Origin of the sequence: Azospirillum sp. CT11-132, assembly GCF_047302835.1 — a bacterium.
In the GTDB taxonomy this organism is placed as follows: Bacteria; Pseudomonadota; Alphaproteobacteria; order Azospirillales; family Azospirillaceae; genus Azospirillum.
The window spans coordinates 2212851-2236662 of sequence record NZ_JBGLZA010000003.1; the positions used below are offsets into that span (position 1 = coordinate 2212851).

20 protein-coding genes, 1 tRNA gene and 1 pseudogene are annotated in these 23812 nt (G+C 67.4%); 19 read left to right on the forward strand and 3 right to left on the reverse strand.

The genetic code is table 11. From position 1 onward, the window contains the following. Positions 1–167: 167 nt before the first annotated feature. Complete coding sequence (locus ACCD06_RS16405; protein ID WP_136704806.1) at positions 168–881, forward strand: sulfite oxidase-like oxidoreductase; 714 nt, start codon at positions 168–170, stop codon at positions 879–881. 72 nt (positions 882–953) lie between these two features. Beyond that, positions 954–1030, forward strand: a tRNA-Arg gene (locus tag ACCD06_RS16410). A gap of 14 nt (positions 1031–1044) precedes the next feature. Here ACCD06_RS16410 and ybaK read toward each other — a convergent pair. The 3 genes from ybaK to apaG all read right to left on the reverse strand — a co-directional run bounded on the left by ybaK (position 1045) and on the right by apaG (position 3076). Next, positions 1045–1527 (reverse strand): Cys-tRNA(Pro) deacylase, encoded by a 483-nt coding sequence (ybaK, locus tag ACCD06_RS16415; protein ID WP_199230777.1) that lies wholly within the window; start codon positions 1525–1527, stop codon positions 1045–1047. A gap of 93 nt (positions 1528–1620) precedes the next feature. Then, positions 1621–2247: a GTP cyclohydrolase I FolE gene (folE, locus tag ACCD06_RS16420; RefSeq protein ID WP_109075001.1), complete on the reverse strand. Its 627-nt coding sequence runs from the start codon at positions 2245–2247 to the stop codon at positions 1621–1623. A 436-nt stretch (positions 2248–2683) separates the two neighbouring features. Beyond that, complete coding sequence (gene apaG / locus ACCD06_RS16425) at positions 2684–3076, reverse strand: Co2+/Mg2+ efflux protein ApaG (protein ID WP_109074886.1); 393 nt, start codon at positions 3074–3076, stop codon at positions 2684–2686. 459 nt (positions 3077–3535) lie between these two features. Here apaG and ACCD06_RS16430 point away from each other — a divergent pair, with 459 nt between their 5' ends. The 17 genes and pseudogenes from ACCD06_RS16430 (at position 3536) to pnp (ending at position 23750) form a co-directional block, all read left to right on the forward strand. Then, entirely contained in the window at positions 3536–4249 is a 714-nt protein-coding gene (locus ACCD06_RS16430) for a GNAT family N-acetyltransferase (RefSeq protein ID WP_109074887.1), read from the forward strand. Positions 4250–4441: 192 nt separating this feature from the next. Then, a complete protein-coding gene (miaB, locus tag ACCD06_RS16435; protein WP_136704807.1) occupies positions 4442–5836 on the forward strand; it encodes a tRNA (N6-isopentenyl adenosine(37)-C2)-methylthiotransferase MiaB in 1395 nt (464 codons plus the stop codon). Next, positions 5833–6927 carry a PhoH family protein gene (locus ACCD06_RS16440; RefSeq protein WP_109074889.1) on the forward strand — a complete coding sequence of 365 codons (1095 nt, stop codon included), beginning with the start codon at positions 5833–5835 and terminating at the stop codon, positions 6925–6927. The genes miaB and ACCD06_RS16440 overlap by 4 nt, the downstream gene beginning before the upstream one ends. Further along, positions 6924–7430, forward strand: a complete 507-nt coding sequence (ybeY, locus tag ACCD06_RS16445; RefSeq protein ID WP_109074890.1) for an rRNA maturation RNase YbeY — start codon at positions 6924–6926, stop codon at positions 7428–7430. The genes ACCD06_RS16440 and ybeY overlap by 4 nt, the downstream gene beginning before the upstream one ends. Then, positions 7427–8383 carry a hemolysin family protein gene (locus ACCD06_RS16450; protein WP_109074891.1) on the forward strand — a complete coding sequence of 319 codons (957 nt, stop codon included), beginning with the start codon at positions 7427–7429 and terminating at the stop codon, positions 8381–8383. Before ybeY ends, ACCD06_RS16450 begins: the two co-directional genes overlap by 4 nt. A gap of 134 nt (positions 8384–8517) precedes the next feature. Then, the gene (gene lnt, locus ACCD06_RS16455; protein WP_413341863.1) at positions 8518–10131 is read left to right on the forward strand and encodes an apolipoprotein N-acyltransferase; all 1614 of its coding nucleotides are present in this window, start codon (positions 8518–8520) and stop codon (positions 10129–10131) included. Positions 10132–10261: 130 nt separating this feature from the next. Next, positions 10262–10756 carry a helix-turn-helix domain-containing protein gene (locus ACCD06_RS16460; RefSeq protein WP_109074892.1) on the forward strand — a complete coding sequence of 165 codons (495 nt, stop codon included), beginning with the start codon at positions 10262–10264 and terminating at the stop codon, positions 10754–10756. 236 nt (positions 10757–10992) lie between these two features. Further along, positions 10993–12177 carry a methionine adenosyltransferase gene (gene metK, locus ACCD06_RS16465; RefSeq protein WP_413341865.1) on the forward strand — a complete coding sequence of 395 codons (1185 nt, stop codon included), beginning with the start codon at positions 10993–10995 and terminating at the stop codon, positions 12175–12177. A gap of 110 nt (positions 12178–12287) precedes the next feature. Continuing rightward, positions 12288–13010: a tRNA (guanine(46)-N(7))-methyltransferase TrmB gene (gene trmB / locus ACCD06_RS16470; protein ID WP_136704810.1), complete on the forward strand. Its 723-nt coding sequence runs from the start codon at positions 12288–12290 to the stop codon at positions 13008–13010. Between the two features lie 263 nt (positions 13011–13273). Next, entirely contained in the window at positions 13274–13774 is a 501-nt protein-coding gene (rimP, locus tag ACCD06_RS16475) for a ribosome maturation factor RimP (RefSeq protein WP_085090529.1), read from the forward strand. Positions 13775–13899: 125 nt separating this feature from the next. Continuing rightward, positions 13900–15459 carry a transcription termination factor NusA gene (gene nusA / locus ACCD06_RS16480; RefSeq protein ID WP_109074895.1) on the forward strand — a complete coding sequence of 520 codons (1560 nt, stop codon included), beginning with the start codon at positions 13900–13902 and terminating at the stop codon, positions 15457–15459. Between the two features lie 74 nt (positions 15460–15533). After that, positions 15534–16334 carry an RNA-binding protein gene (locus tag ACCD06_RS16485; protein WP_413341868.1) on the forward strand — a complete coding sequence of 267 codons (801 nt, stop codon included), beginning with the start codon at positions 15534–15536 and terminating at the stop codon, positions 16332–16334. A gap of 21 nt (positions 16335–16355) precedes the next feature. Continuing rightward, on the forward strand, positions 16356–19211 hold the full coding sequence (gene infB / locus ACCD06_RS16490) for a translation initiation factor IF-2 (RefSeq protein WP_109074897.1): 2856 nt from the start codon (positions 16356–16358) through the stop codon (positions 19209–19211). A gap of 238 nt (positions 19212–19449) precedes the next feature. Beyond that, positions 19450–19959 (forward strand): annotated as a pseudogene (gene rbfA / locus ACCD06_RS16495) (30S ribosome-binding factor RbfA); the annotation flags it as partial. A gap of 103 nt (positions 19960–20062) precedes the next feature. Further along, entirely contained in the window at positions 20063–21004 is a 942-nt protein-coding gene (gene truB / locus ACCD06_RS16500; protein ID WP_109074899.1) for a tRNA pseudouridine(55) synthase TruB, read from the forward strand. Between the two features lie 14 nt (positions 21005–21018). Then, positions 21019–21288, forward strand: coding sequence for a 30S ribosomal protein S15 (gene rpsO / locus ACCD06_RS16505; protein WP_063635662.1), 270 nt, complete (start codon positions 21019–21021; stop codon positions 21286–21288). Positions 21289–21638: 350 nt separating this feature from the next. Then, positions 21639–23750 carry a polyribonucleotide nucleotidyltransferase gene (pnp, locus tag ACCD06_RS16510; RefSeq protein WP_413341871.1) on the forward strand — a complete coding sequence of 704 codons (2112 nt, stop codon included), beginning with the start codon at positions 21639–21641 and terminating at the stop codon, positions 23748–23750. Positions 23751–23812: the final 62 nt, after the last annotated feature.

A 23812-nucleotide genomic window follows, 5' to 3' on the forward strand; every position in this document is an offset into this window, starting at 1 on the left:
GCGGTGGCAAACAGCGGCAAAGCGGAACCCTGGCGCGGAACTGTGGCTCCAATATGCCGGGCTTCGGGAAGTTAGTTCTCCCGCTTCCGCTTGCCAACCCGACTGTCTGTTCCTTTTTTAAGCGGGCCCCCTGCCGGAAAAGCCGGAATCGGAGAAAAGGACGAGCCATGAACGACACACCCGCCGGATCGGACGGAAGCAGCGGATTGGAACCGGATCAACGGATCGGGCAGGACGGCGCCATCCGCGACAAGCTGGTCGCCACCAAGGAGCAATGGGCACGCGACGGCCGCGCGCTGACCGGACAAGCCGCCGACCCGGCACGCGACCGGCTGCCGCCCGGCCAGCGTCTGGTGACCGACTGGCCGGTGCTCGACCTCGGCATCACGCCGAAGGTGACGACCGCCAACTGGACGCTCGCCGTCGACGGGCTGGTGGAGAACCGGCTGTCCTGGACCTGGGAGGATTTCCAGGCCCAGCCGCAGGACAGCTTCGTCTCCGACATCCATTGCGTCACCACCTGGTCGCGCTACGACAACCGGTGGGAGGGCGTCAGCGCCCGCCGCCTGCTGGAACTGGCCCAGCCGAAGCCGGAGGCACGCTTCGTCGTCTTCCATTCCTTCGACGGCTACACCACCAACGTCGCGCTGTCGGACTTCGACGACGAGGGCGTGCTGCTCGCCACAACCTGGGAAGGCCAGCCGATCAGCCGCGACCATGGCGGGCCGGTGCGGATCGTGCTGCCCAAGCTGTATTTCTGGAAGAGTGCCAAGTGGGTGAAGCGGATCGAGCTGCTGGCAAGCGACCACAAAGGCTATTGGGAAGTCCGCGGCTACAACAACCACGCCGACCCGTGGCTGGAGGAACGCTATTCCGACTGACGCCGTGAGGAGGCGCTTCCCCCAAAAGCCACTTTCACCTTGCCGGCGAAACCGTTAAGGTGCCGCGCAAGTGGCCCCGTAGCTCATCAGGATAGAGCGCGAGTTTCCTAAACTTGAGGCAGCAGGTTCGAGTCCTGCCGGGGTCACCACCACCGTTCCGGTTTCAGTGCGCGACGATGGCGCAGACCGTCGCCTTCGTCGCCTTGGCCAGATCGGCCGGGGCCAGCACGATCTGCAGGCCGCGCCGGCCGCCATTCACCACCATTTCCGGCAGCGCTTCGGCGCTCGCGTCGATGAAGGTCGGCAGCGCCTTCTTCTGGCCCAGCGGGCTGATGCCGCCGACCAGGAATCCCGTGGTTTTTTCCGCCAGCGCCGGGTCGGCAAGGTCGGCCTTCTTCGCCTTCGCTGCCGCGGCGATGGCCTTCAAATCCAGCTTGGCCGCGACCGGGATGACGGCGCAGGCCAGCGCCTTGGGTTCAAGCTGGACGATCAGGGTCTTGTAGACGATGGCGGGATCGAGCCCGAGCGATTCGGCCGCATGCAGGCCGATGGCGTCGGCCGACGGGTCGTACTCGTACTCCATCAGCCGGAAGGCGACGCCCGCCGCCTTCGCCGCGTTGACCGCTGGTGTCACCTTCGCCGCCATGCTCCACACCGCTCACTGACAAAGTGCGGCGGGAGCTTGGCAGGCGGCGTTATGGGTGTAAAGCCCTCTCCCCGAACAGGAAGAGGGAGACGCTCACTCCATCCCACGCGAGGACGGGTTGCCGATCATCGTCAGGAATTCGCGGCGGGTCGACGGGTCGGTGCGGAAGGCGCCCAGCATGCGGCTGGTCACCATGGTCACGCCGGTCTTGTGGACGCCGCGGGTGGTCATGCACTGGTGCTGCGCCTCGACCACCACGGCGACGCCCTCGGGCTGCAGAACCTCGTCGATGGTGTTGGCGATCTGCGCCGTCATCTTCTCCTGGATCTGCAGGCGCTTGCCGTAAGCCTCGACCAGACGCGCCAGCTTCGAGATGCCGACGACGCGGCGGCGCGGCAGATAGGCGACATGCGCCTTGCCGATGATCGGCACCATGTGGTGCTCGCAATAGGACTCCACCCGGATGTCGCGCAGTACGACCATCTCGTCGTAGCCGTCGGTCTCCTCGAAGGTGCGCGACAGGATCTCGACCGGGTCGATGCCGTAGCCGGCGAAGAATTCCTCATAGGAGCGGACGACCCGGTCCGGCGTGCCGACCAGCCCTTCGCGCGCCGGGTCGTCGCCGGCCCAGCGGATCAGGGTGCGCACGGCCTCTTCCGCCTCGGTGCGGGACGGACGGGCGACGGGGTCGGGCCGGGAAAGGCCGGGGCCGCGAAGCACGTTGTCGGCGACCGGGGGCTTGGCGTGCGGGGTCTTGGTAGCCGTCACGGGAAACATCCTTTCCATAACTGGGAAACGCCCTGCGCGAAGCCGATGGCCGCAATCCGACGGCCGTCGCGCAACACGCCCATCGTGTCTGGCGTCACTTCCGTCGTCAGTACGGAGCCGAAGCCCCGGCGGATCAACCGAACGGGCAGCAAGACGAAAGAACCCATTCGCAAAATGCGGAGCGGCGGCGCCAGCCACGGTTTCCGCCGCTTGCCGCCTGTCGGAAGTCCCTAGATTTAGGTCCTGCCCCATGGCCTGCAAGCTATGGACAAAGTACGGACAGCCATGCGGATTGTCAAAGCCGCCTGTTAATTTCTTCCAATATCCACACACATTCTATTGTATTATTCGTCTGCGTCCGGAGTTGCCGGGAAGTCGGGACGTTCGATCAGTTCAGCTGCATCGGCTGGTGCGGACTGTCCAGCGAGAAGGCCGGGATCGTCACGTCGAAGGCGCGCCCGTCCTCCCCCTCCATGCCATAGCTGCCGGCCATGATGCCGGACGGCGTGCCGAGCGGGGTGCCGCTGGTGTATTCGAAATGGTCGCCCGGCTCCAGCACCGGCTGCTCGCCGACCACGCCGGGCCCCCGCACCTCCTGCACGCGGCCCATGGCGTCGGTGATGCGCCAGTGGCGGGTGCGCAGCTGCACCGTCTCGCTGCCTTCGTTCTCGATGCGGACGTGATAGGCCCAGACGAAGCGCCCCTCGGCCGGGGCGGATTGGTCTTCCAGGAAAACGGGCTGGACGGTGACGCGGATGTCGTGGGTGACGGCGGTGTACATGGCGGGCGGTCCGATGAACGGCGCCGGCCGTAAAAACGGGCCGGCGGCTTGGGGTTCCGGCTGGGGAGTCCGGGTGGCCGGGCGGCGGTTCCGCGCAGGATAAAGTCCCCTCTCCGCACTGTCCAGAACGCGGCCGGACAATGATGCGACATGCCCGCACTGGGATGGATACAGTCATGCGCAGTCTCCGGGTCTGCATGGTCTTGCGACAGGGGGGAGACGATGATATATGCGCAAGTCCCAGCAACGGCCGAAGAGCCTTGTCCATGTCTCGTTCGCACGCCCTTCGCATCCGACGACGGAGCCTCGCACCGCGCATCGCGGTTGCGGCCGTCCTTGGGTCGCGTGCGAACGCCAAAGGCACAACGGGGACCTGACACCCCCGGCCTTCCGGCGGCGGCGCGATCCGCCCTTCAAAAGCCTTCTGAGAAGACTTTCTTCCCGCCGGGAGCCCAACGCATGATCATCACCGTCGAAGAGCCGAAGCACGCCGCCGCCATCGAAGCCCTGCTGGACGCCTCCTTCGGTCCCGACCGCTTCTCCAAGACCGCCTACCGGCTGCGCGACGGCGTCGACTCCATCCCCGCCCTGAACCTCGTCGCCATCGAACATGACGAGCATGGGCGCGAGGTGGTGGTGGGCACCATCCGCTACTGGCCGATCCTGGTCGGCGGCACCACCCAGTCCATCCTGCTCGGCCCCATCGCGGTCGCCGCCCACCTGCAGGGCAGCGGGCTGGGCAGCAAGCTGATCCGGATGAGCCTGAACAAGGCGGTGGCGCTGGGCCACAAGTCGGTGATCCTGGTCGGCGACGCCCCGTATTACGAGCGGTTCGGCTTCTCCCGCGCCCTGACGCTGGGCATGCAGATGCCCGGTCCGGTCGACATGAACCGGCTGCTGGGCCTGGAGCTGGTCGAAGGCTCGCTGGCCGGCGCCGCCGGCATGATCGGCAAGCCGGAACAGGCGGATGCGCAGGAGGTTGCCATCGGCGCCACCCCGGTGATGAGCTCGGTGCTGGCCGCCCCGGCTGCGAACGCGCCTGTCCTGGCGGGAGACACCCCCGTCCCTTTCAGCGCCCTGTTCAGCCGGACGGCGGCGGAGCGACTTTGGACTGACCGCGTGCGCCGGACCGACTGGTTCTGGCGCGACGGCCTGCAAGCCGGCGCGGCGTGACCATTCCGGCCCTCGGTCCGCATTGCGGAAACGACGTCGTTGCAAACATGGGTGGGGCGAAGCGGGATTGACTCGATTCGCCCCACACGCGATACCATCTTTTCAGGAGCGACGCCGGACATGCGGCGTGCCGCGCGCCACGCAGCATCGTGAGCGCGCTATTCGTTTTTGTTGCAAGCGGAAGGGTGCGGGTTGACCAAGAAGCTGTTCATCAAGACCTGGGGCTGCCAGATGAACGTGTACGACTCCGCCCGGATGGCGGACGTCCTGGCACCGCTGGGCTACCAACCGGTCGATGAGCCGGACGGCGCCGACATGGTGATCCTGAACACCTGCCACATCCGCGAAAAGGCCGCTGAGAAGGTCTTCTCCGAACTGGGCCGGCTGCGCCAGATGAAGGACCGCAAGGCGGAGGCCGAGGACGGCCGGATGATCCTGGCGGTCGCCGGCTGCGTCGCCCAGGCCGAGGGCGAGGAGATCGTCGCCCGCGCCCCCTTCGTCGACATGGTCTTCGGCCCGCAGACCTATCACACCCTGCCGGAGATGGTGGCGAAGGCCAGCCGTGCCGCCGGCAGCGTGCTGAACACCGACTTCCCGGCCGAATCCAAGTTCGATTTCCTGCCGGAGGAAGCCGGCAGCCAGGGCGTCTCCGCCTTCCTGGCGGTGCAGGAGGGCTGCGACAAGTTCTGCACCTTCTGCGTCGTGCCCTACACCCGCGGTGCCGAGTTCTCCCGCCCCGCCGACCAGATCCTGGCCGAAGCGAAGCGGCTGGTCGCCGGCGGCACGCGTGAGGTCAACCTGCTGGGCCAGAACGTCAACGCCTGGCATGGCGACGGGCCGGACGGCACGACCTGGGGCCTTGGCCGGCTGATCCGCCAGTTGGCGGAGATCGACGGGCTGGAGCGCATCCGCTACACCACCTCGCACCCGCGCGACATGGCCGACGACCTGATCCGCGCCCACGCCGAGGTGCCGCAGCTGATGCCTTACCTGCATCTGCCGGTGCAGGCGGGGTCGGACCGCATCCTGGCGGCGATGAACCGCAAGCACACCGCCGACGACTATCGCCGGCTGGTAGACCGGCTGCGCACGGCCAAGCCCGATCTGGCGATGTCCGGCGACTTCATCGTCGGCTTCCCCGGCGAGAGCGACGCCGATTTCGCCGCGACGCTGAAGCTGGTCACCGACATCGGCTATGCCCAGGCCTATTCCTTCAAATACAGCCCGCGCCCCGGCACCCCGGCCTCGGTCGAGGGATCCCAGGTGCCGGAAGAGGTGAAGGAATCCCGGCTGGCAGCGTTGCACCAGCTGCTGAACGCCCAGCAGGTCGCCTTCAACCACAGCTTCATCGGCCGCAGCGTGCCGGTCCTGTTCGACCGTGTCGGGCGCCGCGACGGCCAGTTGCTGGGCCGCAGCCCGTGGATGCAGTCGGTCCATGCCGAGGCGAACGAACGGCTGCTCGGCCGCATCGTCGAGGTGCGGGTCGACGCCGCGCTGGCCAACAGCCTCGCCGGCACGGTCGTAACCGGTGAACACACCACCGCCTCTCCCTTCCAGCCTGCCGTAACCTTGGAGGCAAGCGCTTGAACGGTCTGCCCGAACGGCGTATCGACGTTCAATTCGATGACAACCGGCTTCTGCCGATGCTGTACGGGGAGCATGACCGCCACCTCGCCCGCATCGAATCCCTTCTCGGCGTGTCGCTGATCTCGCGCGGCAACACCCTGACCATCTCCGGCCCGTCCGATGCCGCCGAAACGGCCCAGGCGGCGCTGAACAGCCTGTATGGGCGGCTGACCCGCGGCCAGACCATCGACGGCGGCGAGGTCGACGGCGCCGTCCGCATGGCGACCGCCGATCCCGGTTTCGCCGGCGTGTCGGCTGGTGAAGAGCCTCGTGCGCCGGGGCAGCAGGCGACCATCACCCGGGCCGAGATTGCCCTGCGCACCCGCCGGCGCGGCCCGATCACACCGCGTTCCCCCACCCAGGCCGCCTATCTGCAGGCTCTGGCGGAGAGCGAACTGGTCTTCGGCCTCGGTCCGGCCGGCACCGGCAAGACCTATCTGGCGGTGGCACAGGCGGTGGCCCTGCTGACCACCGGTCAGGTCGACCGCATCGTGCTGTCGCGCCCGGCGGTCGAGGCCGGGGAGCGGCTGGGCTTCCTGCCCGGCGACCTGAAGGAAAAGGTCGATCCTTACCTGCGTCCGCTCTACGACGCGCTGCACGACATGCTGCCGGCGGAACAGGTGAAGAAGCGGCTGGAGTCCGGCGAGATCGAGATCGCGCCGTTGGCCTTCATGCGCGGTCGGACGCTGGGCAACGCCTTCGTCATCCTGGACGAAGCGCAGAACACCACGCCGATGCAGATGAAGATGTTCCTGACCCGTCTCGGCGAAGGCGGGCGGATGGTCATCACCGGCGACATCTCGCAGATCGACCTGCCGTCGGGCACCCGGTCGGGCCTGCGCGACGCGCTGGACATCCTGCGCGGGGTGGAGGGCGTGCGCTTCGTCCGCTTCACCGACGCCGACGTCGTCCGCCACCCGATGGTCGCCCGCATCATCCGCGCCTATGACCAGGCCGATGCCCGCGAGGCGGAACGCAAACAGGCCCGCCGTATCAGTTCCGTACCCGAAACAACCGGCAACGGCCCTGCGATCGTCGGAGATCCGGAATGACCAGCGCGGTCGACATCACTGTTTCACGTGAAGCCGGCGATTGGGCGGAGGATGCCGAGTGGCTGGCGGAGCGCGCGGCGCTCGCCGCCCTGGGTGCGGCCTATGACGACGAGGAAGGCCCTGCCGAGCTGTCGGTCGTGCTGGCAGACGACGAGCTGGTCCACAGGCTGAACCGCGAGTATCGCGGCAAGGACAAGCCGACCAACGTCCTGTCCTTCGCCCTGACCGAGGCGGAGGAGCCGGAGGCGCAAGACGGCGTGCCGGTGATGCTGGGCGACGTCATCCTCGCCTATGAAACGGTCGCCCGCGAGGCGTCCGAACAGGGGAAAAGCTTCAAAGACCACATGACTCACCTTGTGATGCATGGTGTTCTGCATCTGCTGGGTTATGATCACGAGACGGACGACGAGGCCGAGGAGATGGAGGCGCTGGAAACCCGGCTGCTTGCCACGCTCGGAATCGCCGATCCTTACGCCGCCAACCACCAACCGCCGGACCGATGAGCGAGATATCCGACAGTCGCACGCCCCGTGATGACCACGGGGCCGAAGACCATTCCCTGGGCCACCTGTTCAAGGGGTGGCTCCGCACCGTCTGGGGCGGCCGCGAGGACAATTCCCTGCGCGGCACGATCGAAGAGCTGATCTCCGGCCTGGACGATGCCGCGAGCGAGGACGGCGAGGATTCGCTGGGCGCCGGCGAGCGGGCGCTGCTGACCAACATCCTGAAGCTGCGCGACCGCACCGTCGCCGACGTCATGGTGCCGCGGGCCGACATCATCTCCGTCGACATCGACACCCCCTTCCCTGCCCTGGTCCAGCGCGTCGCCGAGGAGGGCCATTCCCGCCTGCCGGTGTTCCGCGAGACGCTGGACGACGTGGTCGGCATCATCCACATCAAGGACGTGCTGACCCTGCTGGCGAAGCAGGCCGCCTCGCCCGAGGGCCTGCGCCAGAAGCCGGACCTGACCGGCATCATCCGCGAGGCGAAGATCGTCGCCCCCTCCATGCATGTGCTCGACCTGCTGGTGCAGATGCGCCAGACCCGACAGCACATGGCCCTGGTGGTGGACGAGTTCGGCGGCATCGACGGCCTCGTCACCATCGAGGATCTGGTGGAGGAGATCGTCGGCGAGATCGAGGACGAGCATGACGAGACCGCGGCGCCGCGGCTGGTCGAGCGTCCCGACGGCAGCCTGATCGCCGACGCCCGCCTGCCCATCGAGGATTTCGAGCATCGCGTCGGCCCGGTCCTGTCCGAGGAGGAGCGTGAGGACATCGACACGTTGGGCGGTCTGGTCGTTTCCATCGCCGGCCGCGTGCCGGGGCTGGGCGAGCGGCTGATCCATCCCTCGGGCCTGGAGTTCGAGATCGTCGACGCCGACTCCCGCCGCCTGAAGCGCCTGCGCGTCCACAACGTCCCGGCCAACAGTTCGGAGCTGGCGGAGACGGCGTAAGGATTGGGGTGGGGGTCTGACGCCTCCCCCACCCCGACAACACAGCTCCGCCCACAACAGCCTTGGCGCCCCTGTCCGGCCGCATTACCTATGGCGCCGCCCGCCATTCCTTGCCGCTGCCGGAGTTTCCCGTCTTGACCGTCACCGATGCGCTGCCCGTCCCCGCCCGGCTGGGCCGTGTTTCCGCGCGGCTGGCCGCGCTGACCGGCTGGCGCCGGCTGGCTGCCGCGGCCTTGCTGGGTGGGCTCGCCACGCTGGCGGTTCCGCCGGCCGACCTGATACCGGTGCTGCTGGTCGCCTTTCCCGGCCTGATCTGGCTGCTGGACGGGGTGGAGACGAAGAAGAGTGCCTTCGCCCTCGGCTGGTTCTTCGGCTTCGGCCATCACCTGCTGGGACTCTATTGGATCAGCGCCGCCCTGTTCACCGATATCGAGCGCTTCTGGTGGGCCCTGCCGCTGTCGGCCGTCGGTCTGCCGATCCTGCTGGCAATGTTCAGCGGCGGCGCCACCCTGACCTTCCACATGCTGCGCCGGCGCGGCTTCGGCATCGGGCTGGGCCGACCACTGCTGTTCGCCGCCTGCTGGTGCCTGTGGGAATGGCTGCGCGGCCACGTCTTCACCGGCTTTCCCTGGAACCTGATCGGCTATGGCTGGGTCGGGGTGCTGCCGGTGCTGCAGACCGTCTCGCTGGTCGGCATCTATGGGCTGACGCTGGTGACGGTGCTGGTCGCCTCTCTGCCCGCCGCCCTGCCCGACCGCGACACCACGCCACGCCGCGCTTGGGCCGGCGTTGCCGCCGGGTTGGCGCTGCTGGCAGTGCTGGGCGGCTGGGGCGCCTGGAGGCTGGCCGGCGCGGTGGACGAGCCGGTGCCGGGCGTCCGTCTCCGGCTGGTCCAGGCGGCGATCGACCAGCGGCTGAAATGGGCGCCGGCCGAGCGGGTGCAGAATTTCCAGAACCATCTCGCCCTGTCCGCCGCCCCGCCGGCCGATCCGTCGGCCCCACCGCCCAACGTCATCATCTGGCCGGAAACCGCCGTCCCCTTCTTCGTCGAGGAGGATGCGCGGGTGCGCCAGGCGATGGCCTCCGTCATCCCGCCGGGCGGTCTGCTGATCACCGGGGCGCCGCGCACGACGGTCGGTGCGGACGGCGAGCGTCGTTATTTCAACGGCATGGTGGCGGTGGACGGCAGCGGTGCGGCAGTCGCCGACTACGACAAGTTCCACCTTGTGCCCTTCGGCGAGTACATGCCGCTGCGGCAATGGCTGCCCGTCGGTGCCATCGCCGGCAACGGGGCGGAGTTCTCGGCCGGCCCCGGTCCGCGCACCTTGGACCTGGAAGGTCGTGTGGCCGGCCTGCCCTCCTTCAGCCCGCTGATCTGCTATGAGAGCATCTTCCCCGGCGCCGTGGTCGACACCGCGGACCGGCCGCACTGGCTGCTCAACTTGACCAACGACGCCTGGTACGGCCGCACCGCCGGTCCGCACCAGCATTTTGCGATCAATCAGGTCCGTGCCGTGGAGGAAGGACTGCCGCTCGTGCGGGTGGCGAATACGGGAATATCCGGGGTGGTGGACTCCTACGGTCGTGTGCAACAATTGCTCGGTCTGGGTGAGCGGGGCTTCATCGATACCACGTTGCCGGAAGCGCCTGACGGCGTCACAGCCTATGCCCGTATGGGAGACTGGATTTTCGGCATAGTGCTTCTAGGCTGTTTTCTGGCGGCTCTGGCCTCGCGATATCACCGGTGACGCAGCATTACGGGCAATACGCCCGCCACAGGCAGAACAATTTCGTGTAACCGGCTTGACCGGAGCGGGCTTGACTGCATACGTGGATATGTCGTAACTAGGTTGCACAACCGTTACAGGGATAAACGAGATGCAGACTGAAACTGGGGCGCCGCGCGGGCGCCGTGCGGGTGCCGGCCGTCCGAAGACCGGAAAGCCGAATCCCATCGATGTCCATGTCGGATCCCGCGTCCGTCTTCGCCGCACGCTTCTCGGCATGAGCCAGGAGAAACTCGGCGAGGCGATCGGCCTGACCTTCCAGCAGGTGCAGAAGTACGAGCGCGGCGCCAACCGCATCGGCGCGTCGCGTCTGTTCGATCTCAGCCGCGTCCTGGATGTGCCGGTCTCCTTCTTCTTCGACGACATGCCGGCCGAAGCGGCTGCCGCCCGCGTCGACGACGAGGACGAGTCCGGTGCGACCGAAGAGCGCTCCGCCAGCACCTACGAGCCCGATCCGATGGCCAAGCGCGAGACGCTGGAACTGGTCCGCGCCTACTACAAGATCAGCGATCCGTCGGTGCGCAAGCGCCTGTTCGAACTGACCAAGGCCGTGGCCAGCGCCGCCGTTGCGGAAGCCGCCGAGTAACGTCGTCAAGTACCTCCTGCCGGTTGCCACACGGCATGTGATACCCACCGAACGGGGATGGCACGGGCTCGACCGTGCTCCCCCTTCGTGCGGCGCCTGCGGTAATCGGTCCGGGGCCCTACCGCCGGTAGATTTCTTGACCCCGGCTGAATTCCTTGTCACAACCCGTTTTGGATCGGTGTCTGCGGCCGCTGTACCGGTCTGCCGTTTCGGCTCATGAAATAGCGTGCCGCCGAATGCCGAGGTTTCCCGTGGCAAAGCTGAACTACGTCTTCACCAGCGAGTCCGTGTCGGAAGGTCATCCCGACAAGGTCTGCGACCGCATTTCCGACGCCATCGTCGATCTTTATCTTTCGCACGACCCGCAGGCACGCGTGGCCGTCGAGACGCTCGCGACCACCAATCAGGTTGTTCTGGCCGGCGAAGTTCGCGGCCCCGACAGCATCAAGGCCGACCAGCTGGTCGAAGTCGCCCGCGCCGCGGTGAAGGACATCGGTTACGAGCAGGACGGCTTCCATTGGGAGAAGATGGACGTCAAGTGCTTCGTCCACTCCCAGTCCGCCGACATCGCCGTGGGCGTCGACGCCGCGGGCAACAAGGACGAGGGTGCCGGCGACCAGGGCATCATGTTCGGCTATGCCTGCCGGGAGACCCCGGCGCTGATGCCGGCCCCGATCTACTACAGCCATGCCATCCTGAAGTCGCTGGCCGAGGCGCGCCATTCCGGCGCCGCCCCGCAGCTGGGCCCGGACGCCAAGAGCCAGGTCACCCTGCAGTACGTCGACGGCCGCCCGACCCGCGCCACCGCCATCGTGCTGTCGACCCAGCATGCCGAGGGGCTGGACCAGGACGCCGTGCGCGAGATCGTCCTGCCGCACATCGTCAACTGCCTGCCGGAAGGCTGGATGTGCGACCCGAAGCACCTGTACGTCAATCCGACCGGCCGCTTCGTCATCGGCGGCCCGGACGGTGACGCCGGCCTGACCGGCCGCAAGATCATCGTCGACACCTACGGCGGTGCGGCCCCGCACGGCGGCGGCGCCTTCTCCGGCAAGGATCCGACGAAGGTCGACCGCTCGGCCGCCTACGCCGCCCGCTACCTCGCCAAGAACGTCGTCGCCGCGGAACTGGCGGAGAAGTGCACGATCCAGGTCTCCTACGCCATCGGCGTGTCGAAGCCGCTGTCGGTCTATGTCGACACCCACGGCACCGGCAACGTCGACGAGGATCGCCTGTCCGATGTGCTGCAGCAGCTGGTGGACCTGTCCCCGCGCGGCATCCGCACGCATCTGGGACTGAACAAGCCGATCTACGCCCGCACCGCCGCCTATGGCCATTTCGGCCGCGAGCCGGAGGTGGACGGCGGCTTCTCGTGGGAGAAGACCGATCTGGTCGGCGACCTGCGCAGCGCCTTCCTGTAAAAGCGCGTTCGCACCATAGGACCCGCCGCAAGGCGGATGGACGGCAGGGGCTGGCAACGGCCCCTGCTTTCTTTTGAGGCCCATCCCTTTTCCCGATACAGCGTTCCGATATGACCGACGACAGCACCTCCGGCCCCCTCGCCGAAAGCTCCAACCGCCTGTTCGGGCGCCGCAAGGGCCGGCCGTTGCGCAAGCGCCGGACGGAACTGATCGACGTTCTGCTGCCGCAGCTCCAGATCACGCTGCCGCAGCCCGGCGACAGGCTGAACCCCGCCGGCCTGTTCGACAGCCCGAAACGGGAGGTCTGGCTGGAGGTCGGGTTCGGCATGGGCCATCACCTCGCCTGGCAGGCCGGGCACCATCCGGATGTCGGCTTCATCGGCGCGGAACCCTTCCTCAACGGCATCGCCGGCCTGCTGGGCATGGTCGATGACGACGATCTGCGGAATGTACGCATCCAGCCCGACGACGCCCGGCCGCTGCTGGACGCCCTGCCTGACGCCTCCATCGGCCGCGCCTTCGTGTTGTTCGCCGACCCCTGGCCGAAGAAGCGCCATGCCGACCGCCGCTTCATCGGGCCGGAGAACCTGCCGCGGCTCGCCCGCGTGCTGAAGGACGGCGCAGAGCTGCGTCTGGCCAGCGACGACATGGGTCTGGTGCGCTGGATGCTTGAACACACGGTCAATCATCCCGATTTCGAGTGGACGGCGCGCCGCCCGTCGGACTGGCGCATCCGCCCCGACGACTGGCCCGCCACCCGCTATGAGGAGAAGGCCATCGCCGCCGGCCGCAAGCCGGTCTTCATGCGGTTCGTCCGCCGCCCGCGGGGCTGACGCATACCCGTTCCGCTTGAGATTCCGGCCGAGCACGGCGATCGGACCGGAAAAGGCTTGCGGCATCGGACGGAATGACTATATTCACCGCTGAGAACCCATACGGATCGGCGGCCCGGGCAACCCGGCCGGCGAGACGCTTTGCGGGTGGGCTTTTGCCCACTTATTTTTTTATGAGCGTGTGGAAGCACGCGCTTGTTGAACCTTCTGTTGTGGAAACCTCGTCCGGTTCGATCCCGGCCGCAGGCTTTGGGTTGGGTGGAATGGACGCTACAGGTCGCATCGAACAGATCATCACGCCGTCGGTCGAAGCCATGGGCTATGAGGTCGTGCGCGTACAGATCTCCGGCGGCCAGCGGGCGATCCTCCAGATCATGGCGGAGCGCGCCGACGGCGCGCCCATGACCGTCGAGGATTGTGCCGACATCAGCCGTTCCGTTTCGGCCCTGCTGGACGTGGAAGACCCGATCCGCGAGGCTTACACGCTGGAAGTCAGCTCGCCCGGCATCGACCGGCCGCTGACCCGGCTCAAGGATTTCGAGCGCTTCGCCGGCTTCGAAGCCCGGCTGGAAAGCCGCATGGCCATCGACGGCCGCAAGCGCTTCAAAGGCATGCTGAAGGGCGTCGAGGACGGCCTCGTGTGCATCGACACCGAACAGGGAGCCGCCCGGCTGGAGTTCGACAATATCCTGCGCGCCAAGCTGGTGCTGACGGACGAGCTGATCCGCGCCAGCCAGGAGCAGCAGGAGGGCCTGCAGAACTGACGGACCCGTCCATCAGGACGCGCCATCGGACTGCCTAGCCTGGATTGCCTGCCCCCACCCCGCCGACCCGACCGGACATCACGCAAGACCGGCATCACACAAGACCGACTCAGGAAGTGTAACGGATGGAACTGCTGCAAGTCGCTGACGCGGTCGCCCGCGAAAAGAACATCGACCGGGACGAAGTCCTGGAGGCGATGGAGCAGGCGATTCAGAAGGCCGGCCGCTCCAAGTACGGCCACGAGCACGACATCCGCGCCCGCATCGATCGCAAGACCGGCGACATCCATCTGACCCGTCACCTGGAGGTGGTCGAGGCGGTGGAGAACGAGGCGACGCAGGTCACCCTGCCCTACGCCCAGCGCCGCAAGCCCGGCGCCAAGATCGGCGACTTCCTGGTCGACCCGCTGCCGCCGATCGATTTCGGCCGCATCGCCGCCCAGACCGCCAAGCAGGTGATCGTGCAGAAGGTGCGCGACGCCGAGCGCAAGCGCCAGTTCAACGAGTACAAGGACCGCAACGGCGAGATCGTCAACGGTCTGGTCAAGCGCGTCGAATACGGCAACGTCACCGTCGACCTGGGCCGCGCCGAAGCGATCCTGCGCCGCGACGAACTGCTGCCGCGCGAGCATTTCAAGAACGGCGACCGCGTCCGCGCCTATATCTTCGACGTCCGCGAGGAACCGCGCGGGCCGCAGATCTTCCTGTCGCGCACGCATCCCATGTTCATGGCGAAGCTGTTCGCCCAGGAAGTGCCGGAGATCTACGACGGCATCATCGAGATCCGGGCGGTCGCCCGTGATCCGGGGTCGCGCGCCAAGATCGCCGTGCACAGCAACGACAGCTCCATCGACCCGGTCGGCGCCTGCGTCGGCATGCGCGGCAGCCGCGTCCAGGCGGTCGTCGGCGAGTTGCAGGGCGAGAAGATCGACATCATCCCGTGGTCGGGCGAGGCGGCGACCTTCGTCGTCAACGCGCTCGCCCCGGCCGAGGTCGCCAAGGTCGTGCTCGACGACGACAACCGCCGCATCGAGGTGGTGGTGCCCGACGATCAGCTGTCGCTGGCCATCGGTCGCCGCGGCCAGAATGTGCGCCTCGCCTCGATGCTGACCGGCTGGGACATCGACATCCTGACCGAACAGGAAGAGTCGGAGCGCCGGTCGGAAGAAATCCACAACCGCTCCGCCCTGTTCATGCAGGCCCTGGACGTCGACGACGTGATTGCCCACCTTCTGGTCGCCGAAGGCTTCACCTCCGTCGAGGAGATCGCCTTCGTCGAGACCGAGGAACTGGCCGAGATCGAAGGCTTCGACGAGTCGGTCGCCGACGAGCTGAAGCAGCGCGCCCTCGCCTTCCTGGAAGTGCAGGACGAGCAGGCCAACGAGCGTCGCCTGGAACTGGGCGTCGAGGACATCGTCGCCGAGCTGACCGGCTTCACCGCCACGCAGCTGGTGAAGCTGGGCGAGAACGGCGTGAAGACGCTGGACGACCTGGCCGATCTGGCCGGCGACGAGCTGGTCGAGATCCTGAGCAAGGACGGCGCCAAGGACGCTCCCACCGAAGAGGAAGCGAACGCGATCATCATGGCCGCGCGCGCCCACTGGTTCGAGGGTGAGGAACAGGACGGCGCCGCCACGGCCCCTGCGGCAGATGGCAGCGCCGGTGGTCAGGGCGCGCAGGCCTGACCGGCAGCAATGCCGGTTGGAACTGCGCCCGACAGGAACGATTATTCGGGACCGCGCGAGCGGATGACGATCGGATGACCGAACGGAACGACGAACGGACACCGACCGCCGCCGCGGATGCGGTGCCGGATCAGGAATTGGCACCGGATGACGGTGCCGGGACGGACCGCCTGCCGGCCGACGACGAGAAGGGGCCTCTGCGCCGCTGCATCGCGTCGGGTACGGTCGGGCCGAAAGAGGGCATGATCCGCTTCGTGATCGGCCCCGACGGCGAGGTGGTGCCGGACCTGGAGGAACGTCTGCCCGGCCGCGGCCTTTGGGTCACGGCCGACAGGGATGCCCTGGCGAAAGCCATGGGGAAATCCGTTTTTGCCAAGGCGGCCCGCCGGGCGGTGAAAGTACCGCCCGATCTGGCCGAAAGGCTGGAACGGCTGCTGGAACGGCGTTGTCTGCACGCGTTGGGCCTTGCCCGCCGTGCCGGTCACGTCCTGGCAGGATACGAAAAGGTGCGCGAGGCGTTGAGGGCCAACCAGGTCGGCCGTGCGGGTCCCCCGCCGGCCCTGCTGGTCGAAGCCGCGGACGGCTCGCTGGACCAGCGCGGCAAGGTGACGGCGCTCGCGCCGTCGCTGCCGGTGATCGATCTGTTCGAGTCCTCGGCCTTGGCCGCGGCGCTGGGACGCGATCATGCGGTGCATGCCGTGGTGGCGCGAGGCAGGCTGGCCGCTGGGCTGGTCCGCGAAGCGGCACGCCTGAGGGGGCTGAAAGGTCCCCGGGGGCACCTGGACCTGAAAGGTCCCCAAGGGGACCGGGATGCGCACCAGGATTCTGATAAGGGCTTGGGAGTCGGCGATTCGGCCGGCCGGCCTGCGATGTAACGTCTGACCATTCGGGAACCGATGACCGACAGCAACGACCAGGACCAGAAGAAAGTCTTGCACCTAACCGGCGCCAGCAAAGGAAAGCTGGAGTCGAAGAAGCCGGTCGAGACCCAGGTCCGGCAGAGCTTCTCCCATGGCCGGTCAAAAGCGGTGACCGTAGAGGTCAAGCGCAAGCGTCATGTTGAAAAGGGCGCCGTGCCCGGCGTCGCCGACGGCGGCGCCGCCGCGCGTCAAGCTGCCCAGGGCCTGCCCATGCGCGGTGCGCAGGGCCAACGGCCCCGCGGCGGCGGTGCCCCTGCCGGGCGCCAGCTGACCCGCGAGGAGCTGGAATCGCGCTTGCGTGCGCTTCGTGGCGCCGCTGCGTTCGAAGAGCAGCGCCGGATCGAGGCCGAGGAAGAAGCGGTCCGCGCCGAAGCGCGCGCCGCCGAGGCCGCCGCCCGCGCCGCCGAAGAGCCTGAAGCCGCTCCGGCCGCCCCGTCCGAAGCCGCCGCTCCGGCCGCCGCGGAAGCCCCGGCCCAGGCTGCGCCGGAAATGCCGCCGATCATTCTGGATGCCGAGACCTTGCGCCAGCGCGAGCTGGACGAGATGCGCGCCATCCAGGAAGCGGACCGCAAGGTCGCCGAAGAGGCCGAACGCCGCCGCAAGGAGGAAGAGGCCAAGCGCAAGGAAGCCGAGGACGCCAAGCGTCGCGACGCCGAACCGGCGCCCCGCCGCGATGGCGCCCGCGACGGTGCGGGCCGTGACGGCGCGCGTCCGGCCGGTGCCCGTCCGGCCGGCGACCAGCGCCCCGGTGGTGCCGCCGGCCGTCCCGCCGCCGATGCTGCTCCCGGCCGCACGCTGCCCGGTGCCGGTGCTCCGGCCCCCCGCGCCGTCGAGGAAGAGGACGACAACCGCCGCAAGGGCGGTCGTGGCGGCGCTCCGGCCAAGGCCGCTCCCGCCCGTCCCGCCGCCAAGGCTCCCGCCGGCGCCGACCGCCGCAAGGGCACCAAGCTGACCGTCTCGCAGGCGCTCAGCGATGACGGCGGCGACCGCACCCGGTCTCTGGCCGCCGTCCGCCGTGCCCGCGAACGTGAGCGCCTGCGGCAGATGAGCCGTCAGGAGACCGCGAAGGTCACCCGCGACGTCGTCCTGCCGGAGGTCATCACCGTCCAGGAGCTGGCCAACCGCATGGCCGAGCGTGGCGCCGACGTCATCAAGGCGCTGATGCGCATGGGCGTGATGGCGACCATCAACCAGACCATCGACGCCGACACCGCCGAGCTGGTCATCACCGAGTTCGGCCACCGCGTCCGCCGCGTGTCGGAGTCCGACGTCGAAATCGGCCTGCGTGCCACCGAGGAAGAGGGCGCCATCCTGGTGCCGCGTCCGCCGGTCGTCACCATCATGGGCCACGTCGACCACGGTAAGACCTCGCTGCTCGACGCGCTGCGCCAGACCGACGTGGTGTCGGGCGAGGCCGGCGGCATCACCCAGCACATCGGTGCCTATCAGGTGCAGCTGGAGTCGGGTTCGCGCATCACCTTCATCGACACGCCGGGTCACGCCGCCTTCACCGAGATGCGTGCCCGCGGCGCCAACGTCACCGACGTGGTCGTGCTGGTGGTCGCCGCGAACGACGGCGTCATGCCGCAGACGATCGAGGCCATCCGCCACGCCAAGGCGGCCAAGGTTCCGATCATCGTCGCCATCAACAAGTGCGACCTGCCGGACGCCCGTCCGGAGCGTGTCCGCCAGGAACTGCTCCAGCACGAGCTGGTGGTCGAGGAGATGGGTGGCGACGTGCTCGACGTCGAGGTGTCGGCCAAGGCGAAGCTGAACCTGCACAAGCTGGAAGAGGCCATCCTCCTCCAGGCTGAAATCCTGGAACTGCGGGCTAACCCCGAGCGCGCCGCCGAAGGCGTCGTCATCGAGGCGAAGCTGGAGCGTGGCCGTGGTTCGGTCGCCACCGTGCTGGTCCAGCGTGGTACGCTGAAGGTCGGCGACGTGTTCGTGACCGGCGCCGAATGGGGCCGCGTCCGCGCCCTCATCAACGACCGCGGCCAGAACGTCAACGAGGCGGCCCCGGCCGTCCCGGTCGAGGTCCTGGGCCTGAACGGCACGCCGATGGCCGGCGACGACTTCACCGTCGTCGAGTCCGAAGCCCGTGCCCGCGAGATCGCCGAGTTCCGCCAGCGCAAGAAGCGCGAAGCGGTGGTTGCGGCCTCCGCCCGCGGTTCGCTGCAGGACATGTTCAGCCGCATCCAGGCCGGCGAGGCCAAGGAACTGCCGGTCGTCATCAAGGGCGACGTGCAGGGCTCGATCGAAGCCATCGCCAGCTCGCTGGAGAAGCTCACGGCCGAGAACACCGAGGTCAAGGTCCGCGTCCTGCACAACTCGGTCGGTGCGATCAACGAGTCCGACATCACGCTGGCGAATGCGTCCAACGCGATGATCATCGGCTTCAACGTCCGCGCCAACCCGCAGGCACGCGACCTCGCCAAGCGCGACGGCGTCGAAATCCGCTACTACTCGATCATCTACAACGTGATCGACGACGTGAAGGCGGCGCTGACCGGTCTCTTGTCTCCGACGCTGCGGGAACGCTTCATCGGCTACGCGACCATCCGCGAGGTGTTCAACATCACGAAGGTCGGCAAGGTCGCCGGTTGTATGGTCACGCAGGGCACCGTCAAGCGCGGCGCCGGCGTCCGCCTGCTGCGCGACAACGTCGTCATTCACGAAGGCACGCTCAAGACGCTCAAGCGCTTCAAGGACGAAGTCAAGGAAGTGCGCGAGGGTTACGAGTGCGGCATGGCCTTCGAGAACTACGACAACATCCAGGCCGGCGATCAGATCGAAGCCTTCGAGATCGAGGAAATCGCCCGCGAGCTGTAAGACCGACGGCCCGCCCGGCCCCTTCCGGTGTTTTCACCGGAGCGGGCCGGGCGACCTTCTTCGCTTTGAAGGGCGCGGGATCAGTCCTGCGCCCTGTTCCTATATTGGGGTGATCGCCAACGCCCTGCTTCCGCCCGGCGGAGATGGCTGGGGTGGGAAACTGACGACGCCCATATGTGTGTGATCGGCCGGTGAGCTGAAGCAGCCCGGCAAGAGACATCGACGAAAGACACGTACCATGGCCAGCAAGAAGCGCGGCGCGTTCATCGCCGGCAAGCCCCCGTCCCAACGGCAACTGCGCGTCGGCGAGGAGGTGCGCCACGCCCTCGCCGACCTGTTCCGCCGCGGGGACTTCCACGATCCGGAGCTGGCCTCGCTGAACGTCACGGTCACCGAGGTGCGGATCAGCCCCGACCTGTCGAACGCCACTGTCTTCTATTCGACGTTGGGCGGCGAGCGGATGGAGGAGGCCCAGGTCGCCCTGAAGCGGGCGGCCGCCTTCCTGCGCGGGCAGGTCGCGCGCATGGTCAACCTGCGCCATGCCCCGACGCTGAGCTTCGAAGGCGACACCTCCTTCGACTACGCCCACCGCATCGACAGCATCCTGCACAGCCCGGAGGTCGCCCGCGACCTGAGCGGCCATCCGCTGGGTCGCGTCAACGGCGACGACGACCATGACGAGGATGAGGACGAGGACGACTCCTGGGATGAGGACGGCGACGATCTCGGCCCGGACGAGACGGACGAGGACGACGACCTCGACGAAGACGACCACGCCATGCTCGACGATGAGGATAAAGGCGAGGATAAGGGCGAGGGCGAAGGCGGGGACGAGAGCCGGGGCGGCCGTCGTGGCTCGTAAGCGCAAGGGTACGCCGATCCATGGCTGGATCGTGCTGGACAAGCCGGAAGGCATGACCTCCACCCAGGCGCTTTCGAAGGTGCGCCGCCTGCTGAACGCCGAGAAGGCCGGGCATGGCGGCACGCTGGACCCGCTGGCGACCGGTATCCTGCCGATCGCGCTGGGCGAGGCGACCAAGACCGTCTCCTATGCCATGGACGGCGCCAAGACCTACCGCTTCTCCATCCGTTGGGGCGAGCGCACCACCACCGACGACCGCGAAGGCGCGGTGATCGACCGCTCCGACCACCGGCCGACGACCGAGCAGATCCGCGCCGCCCTGCCCGCCTTCCTGGGCGAGATCCAGCAGGTGCCGCCGCAGTTCTGCGCCATCAAGATCGACGGCGAGCGTGCCTATGACATCGCGCGCGAAGGCGACGCGGTCGATCTGGCCGCCCGCACCGTGCGCATCGACCGCTTCGAGCTGGTCGAGGAACCGGACGCCGACCATGCGGTGTTCGAGGTCGATTGCGGCAAGGGCACCTATGTCCGCTCGCTCGCCCGCGACCTGTCGGAAGCGCTTGGCACGGTCGGCCATGTCGGGCTTCTGCGCCGTTTGCGCGTCGGGTCCTTCACGCTGGACCGCGCGATTTCCCTGGACGAACTGGCCGCCATGGAGCAAGGTGCGGCCGTCGAACGACTTCTGTTGCCGATCGAGACCGCGCTGGACGACATCCCGGCGCTGGCCCTGACGGAAGCGGAAGCGCACCGACTGAGGCACGGCCAGACGGTCGCTCTCCTCACCCGGCAGGATCGTGAACGCCTGATGGCGGTTCAGGGTGCTGACGGTGGGGATGGCACCGTCATTGCGCTTTTCGGCGGAACGCCGGTTGCGTTGGCCCGTGTCGAGGGGGCGGAGGTCCGTCCGGTGCGCGTACTCAACCTCACGTGATTTAGGAGACCCCGATGTCGATTACGCCCGAGCGCAAGCAAGAGCTGATCAAGGAATTTTCCCGCGGCACCAACGACACCGGTTCGCCCGAGGTCCAGGTGTCGATCCTGACGGAGCGCATCAGCAACCTGACGGATCACCTGAAGGGCCACAAGAAGGACTTCCACTCCCGCCGTGGTCTGCTGGTGATGGTCGGTCAGCGCCGCCGTCTGCTCGACTACCTGAAGAAGAAGGATCAGTCGCGCTACGCCGCTCTGATCGAGCGTCTGGGCCTGCGCCGCTAATCAGGCGCGCTGTCCCGCTGACGGGTTCGGGTTCCCCTGGCCGGCCACCGGCCGGGGGTTTCCCGCCCAGTCCAGCGGACCATCGAAGCTGCCTTTTCCCTGTATCGTTCCGGAACACCTCATTGGTTATTGGCAATAGAAACTCGATCTTGAGCGTTTCGTGACGGACAGGCCGGCCCGATTATTCGGGGACCGGCCTTTTTTGCATCCACGACACTTCTATCTTGATTCGTTTAGTCCTGTTGTCGAACACCACCTCTCCAGTTTTCTCGCGGGGTCCTACGACCGATGGCCCCGGCCTTGGGCGGCAATCCGGCCGTTGCAGGGTGTCGGATGGAAGGAAAGAATCCATGTTCACTGTTCATCGCAAAGAAATCGAATGGGGCGGGCGCAAGCTGGTCCTGGAAACGGGCAAGATCGCCCGTCAGGCCAACGGCGCGGTTCTGGTCACCTATGGTGACACCACCGTCCTGTGCACCGCCGTCGCCGCCAAGGCGCCGAAGCCGGGCGTCGATTTCTTCCCGCTGACCGTCAATTACCAGGAAAAGGCGTTCGCGGCCGGCAAGATTCCCGGCGGCTTCTTCAAGCGCGAAGGCCGTCCGACCGAGAAGGAAACGCTGGTCAGCCGCCTGATCGACCGTCCGATCCGTCCGCTGTTCGCCGATGGCTTCCGCAATGAGACGCAGGTCGTCTGCACCGTGCTGAGCCATGATCTGGAGAATGATCCGGACATCGTGGCGATGGTCGGCGCCTCGGCCGCCCTGACGATCTCCGGCATCCCGTTCCTGGGTCCGATCGGCGCCGCTCGCGTCGGCTACAAGAACGGCCAGTACATCCTGAACCCGACCATGGACGAGGTCGAGGACAGCGACCTGGATCTGGTCGTCGCCGGCACCGTCGAAGGCGTGCTGATGGTCGAATCGGAAGCCAAGGAGCTGACCGAAGAGGTCATGCTGGGCGCCGTCATGTTCGGCCACACCAACTTCCAGCCGGTGATCAACATGATCATCGACCTGGCCGAGGAAGCCGCCAAGGACCCGTGGGACCTGCCGGAGCCGGCCTATGACCGCAAGGCCCTGAAGGCCCGCCTGCGCGAGACCGTCGGGCCGGACGTCGAGGCCGCCTACACCGAGACCGTGAAGCAGAGCCGTTATGAGAAGGTCGGCGCCGCCAAGGCGAAGGCGCTCGAGACGCTGGCCGAGGAATTCGACGCCCAGTCGATCGGTTTCGAGTTCAAGGAGCTTGAGGCCGACATCCTGCGCGGCGCCGTCCTGAAGACCGGCCGCCGCATCGACGGCCGCGACACCAAGACCGTGCGCCCGATCGTGTCGGAAGTCGGCATCCTGCCGCGCGCCCACGGTTCGGCCCTGTTCACCCGCGGCGAGACCCAGGCGCTGGTCGTCACCACGCTGGGCACCAGCCAGGACGAGCAGATCATCGACGCGCTCGAAGGCGAGTACCGCGAGCACTTCATGCTGCACTACAACTTCCCCCCGTACTCGGTGGGTGAAGCCGGGCGCATGGGCAGCCCGGGCCGCCGCGAGATCGGCCACGGCAAGCTGGCTTGGCGCGCGATCCACCCGCTGCTGCCGAAGAAGGAAGATTTCCCCTACACGCTGCGCGTCGTGTCGGAAGTCACGGAGTCCAACGGCTCCTCCTCGATGGCCACCGTCTGCGGCACCTCGCTGTCGCTGATGGACGCCGGCGCGCCGCTGGCCCGTCCGGTCGCCGGCATCGCCATGGGCCTGATCAAGGAAGACAGCGGCTTCGCCGTCCTGTCGGACATCCTGGGTGACGAAGATCACCTGGGCGACATGGACTTCAAGGTCGCCGGCACCGAGGTCGGTGTCACCGCGCTGCAGATGGACATCAAGATCACCTCGATCACCGAGGAGATCATGAAGATCGCGCTGGGCCAGGCCAAGGACGGCCGCCTGCACATCCTGGGCGAGATGGCCAAGGCGCTGACCGGCGCCCGCGAAGGCGTCAACGAGAACGCCCCGCGCATCACCGTCATCAACATCCCGAAGGAGAAGATCCGCGACGTGATCGGCTCCGGCGGCAAGGTGATCCGCGAAATCGTGGAGCAGACCGGCGCCAAGATCGACATCGACGACGACGGCACCGTCAAGGTTTCGGCCGTCGACCAGAAGAAGTCGGACGCCGCCATCGAGTGGATCAAGGGCATCGTCGCCGAGCCGGAGATGAACGTCGTCTACACCGGCAAGGTTGTGAAGGTCGTCGATTTCGGCGCCTTCGTGAACTTCCTGGGCTCGCGCGACGGTCTCGTCCACATCTCCGAACTGGCGCAGCAGCGCGTCGGCAAGGTGTCGGACGTCGTGTCGCAGGGTGACTCGGTGAAGGTCAAGGTCATCGGCTTCGACGACCGCGGCAAGGTCAAGCTGTCGATGAAGCAGGTCGACCAGACCACCGGCGAGGACCTGACCAAGAAGGCGGAGTGATCCGTCGATAGGGTCCGGAACGCCCGGCAACCGCCGGGCGAGACCTGCCATGAACAGGGGCG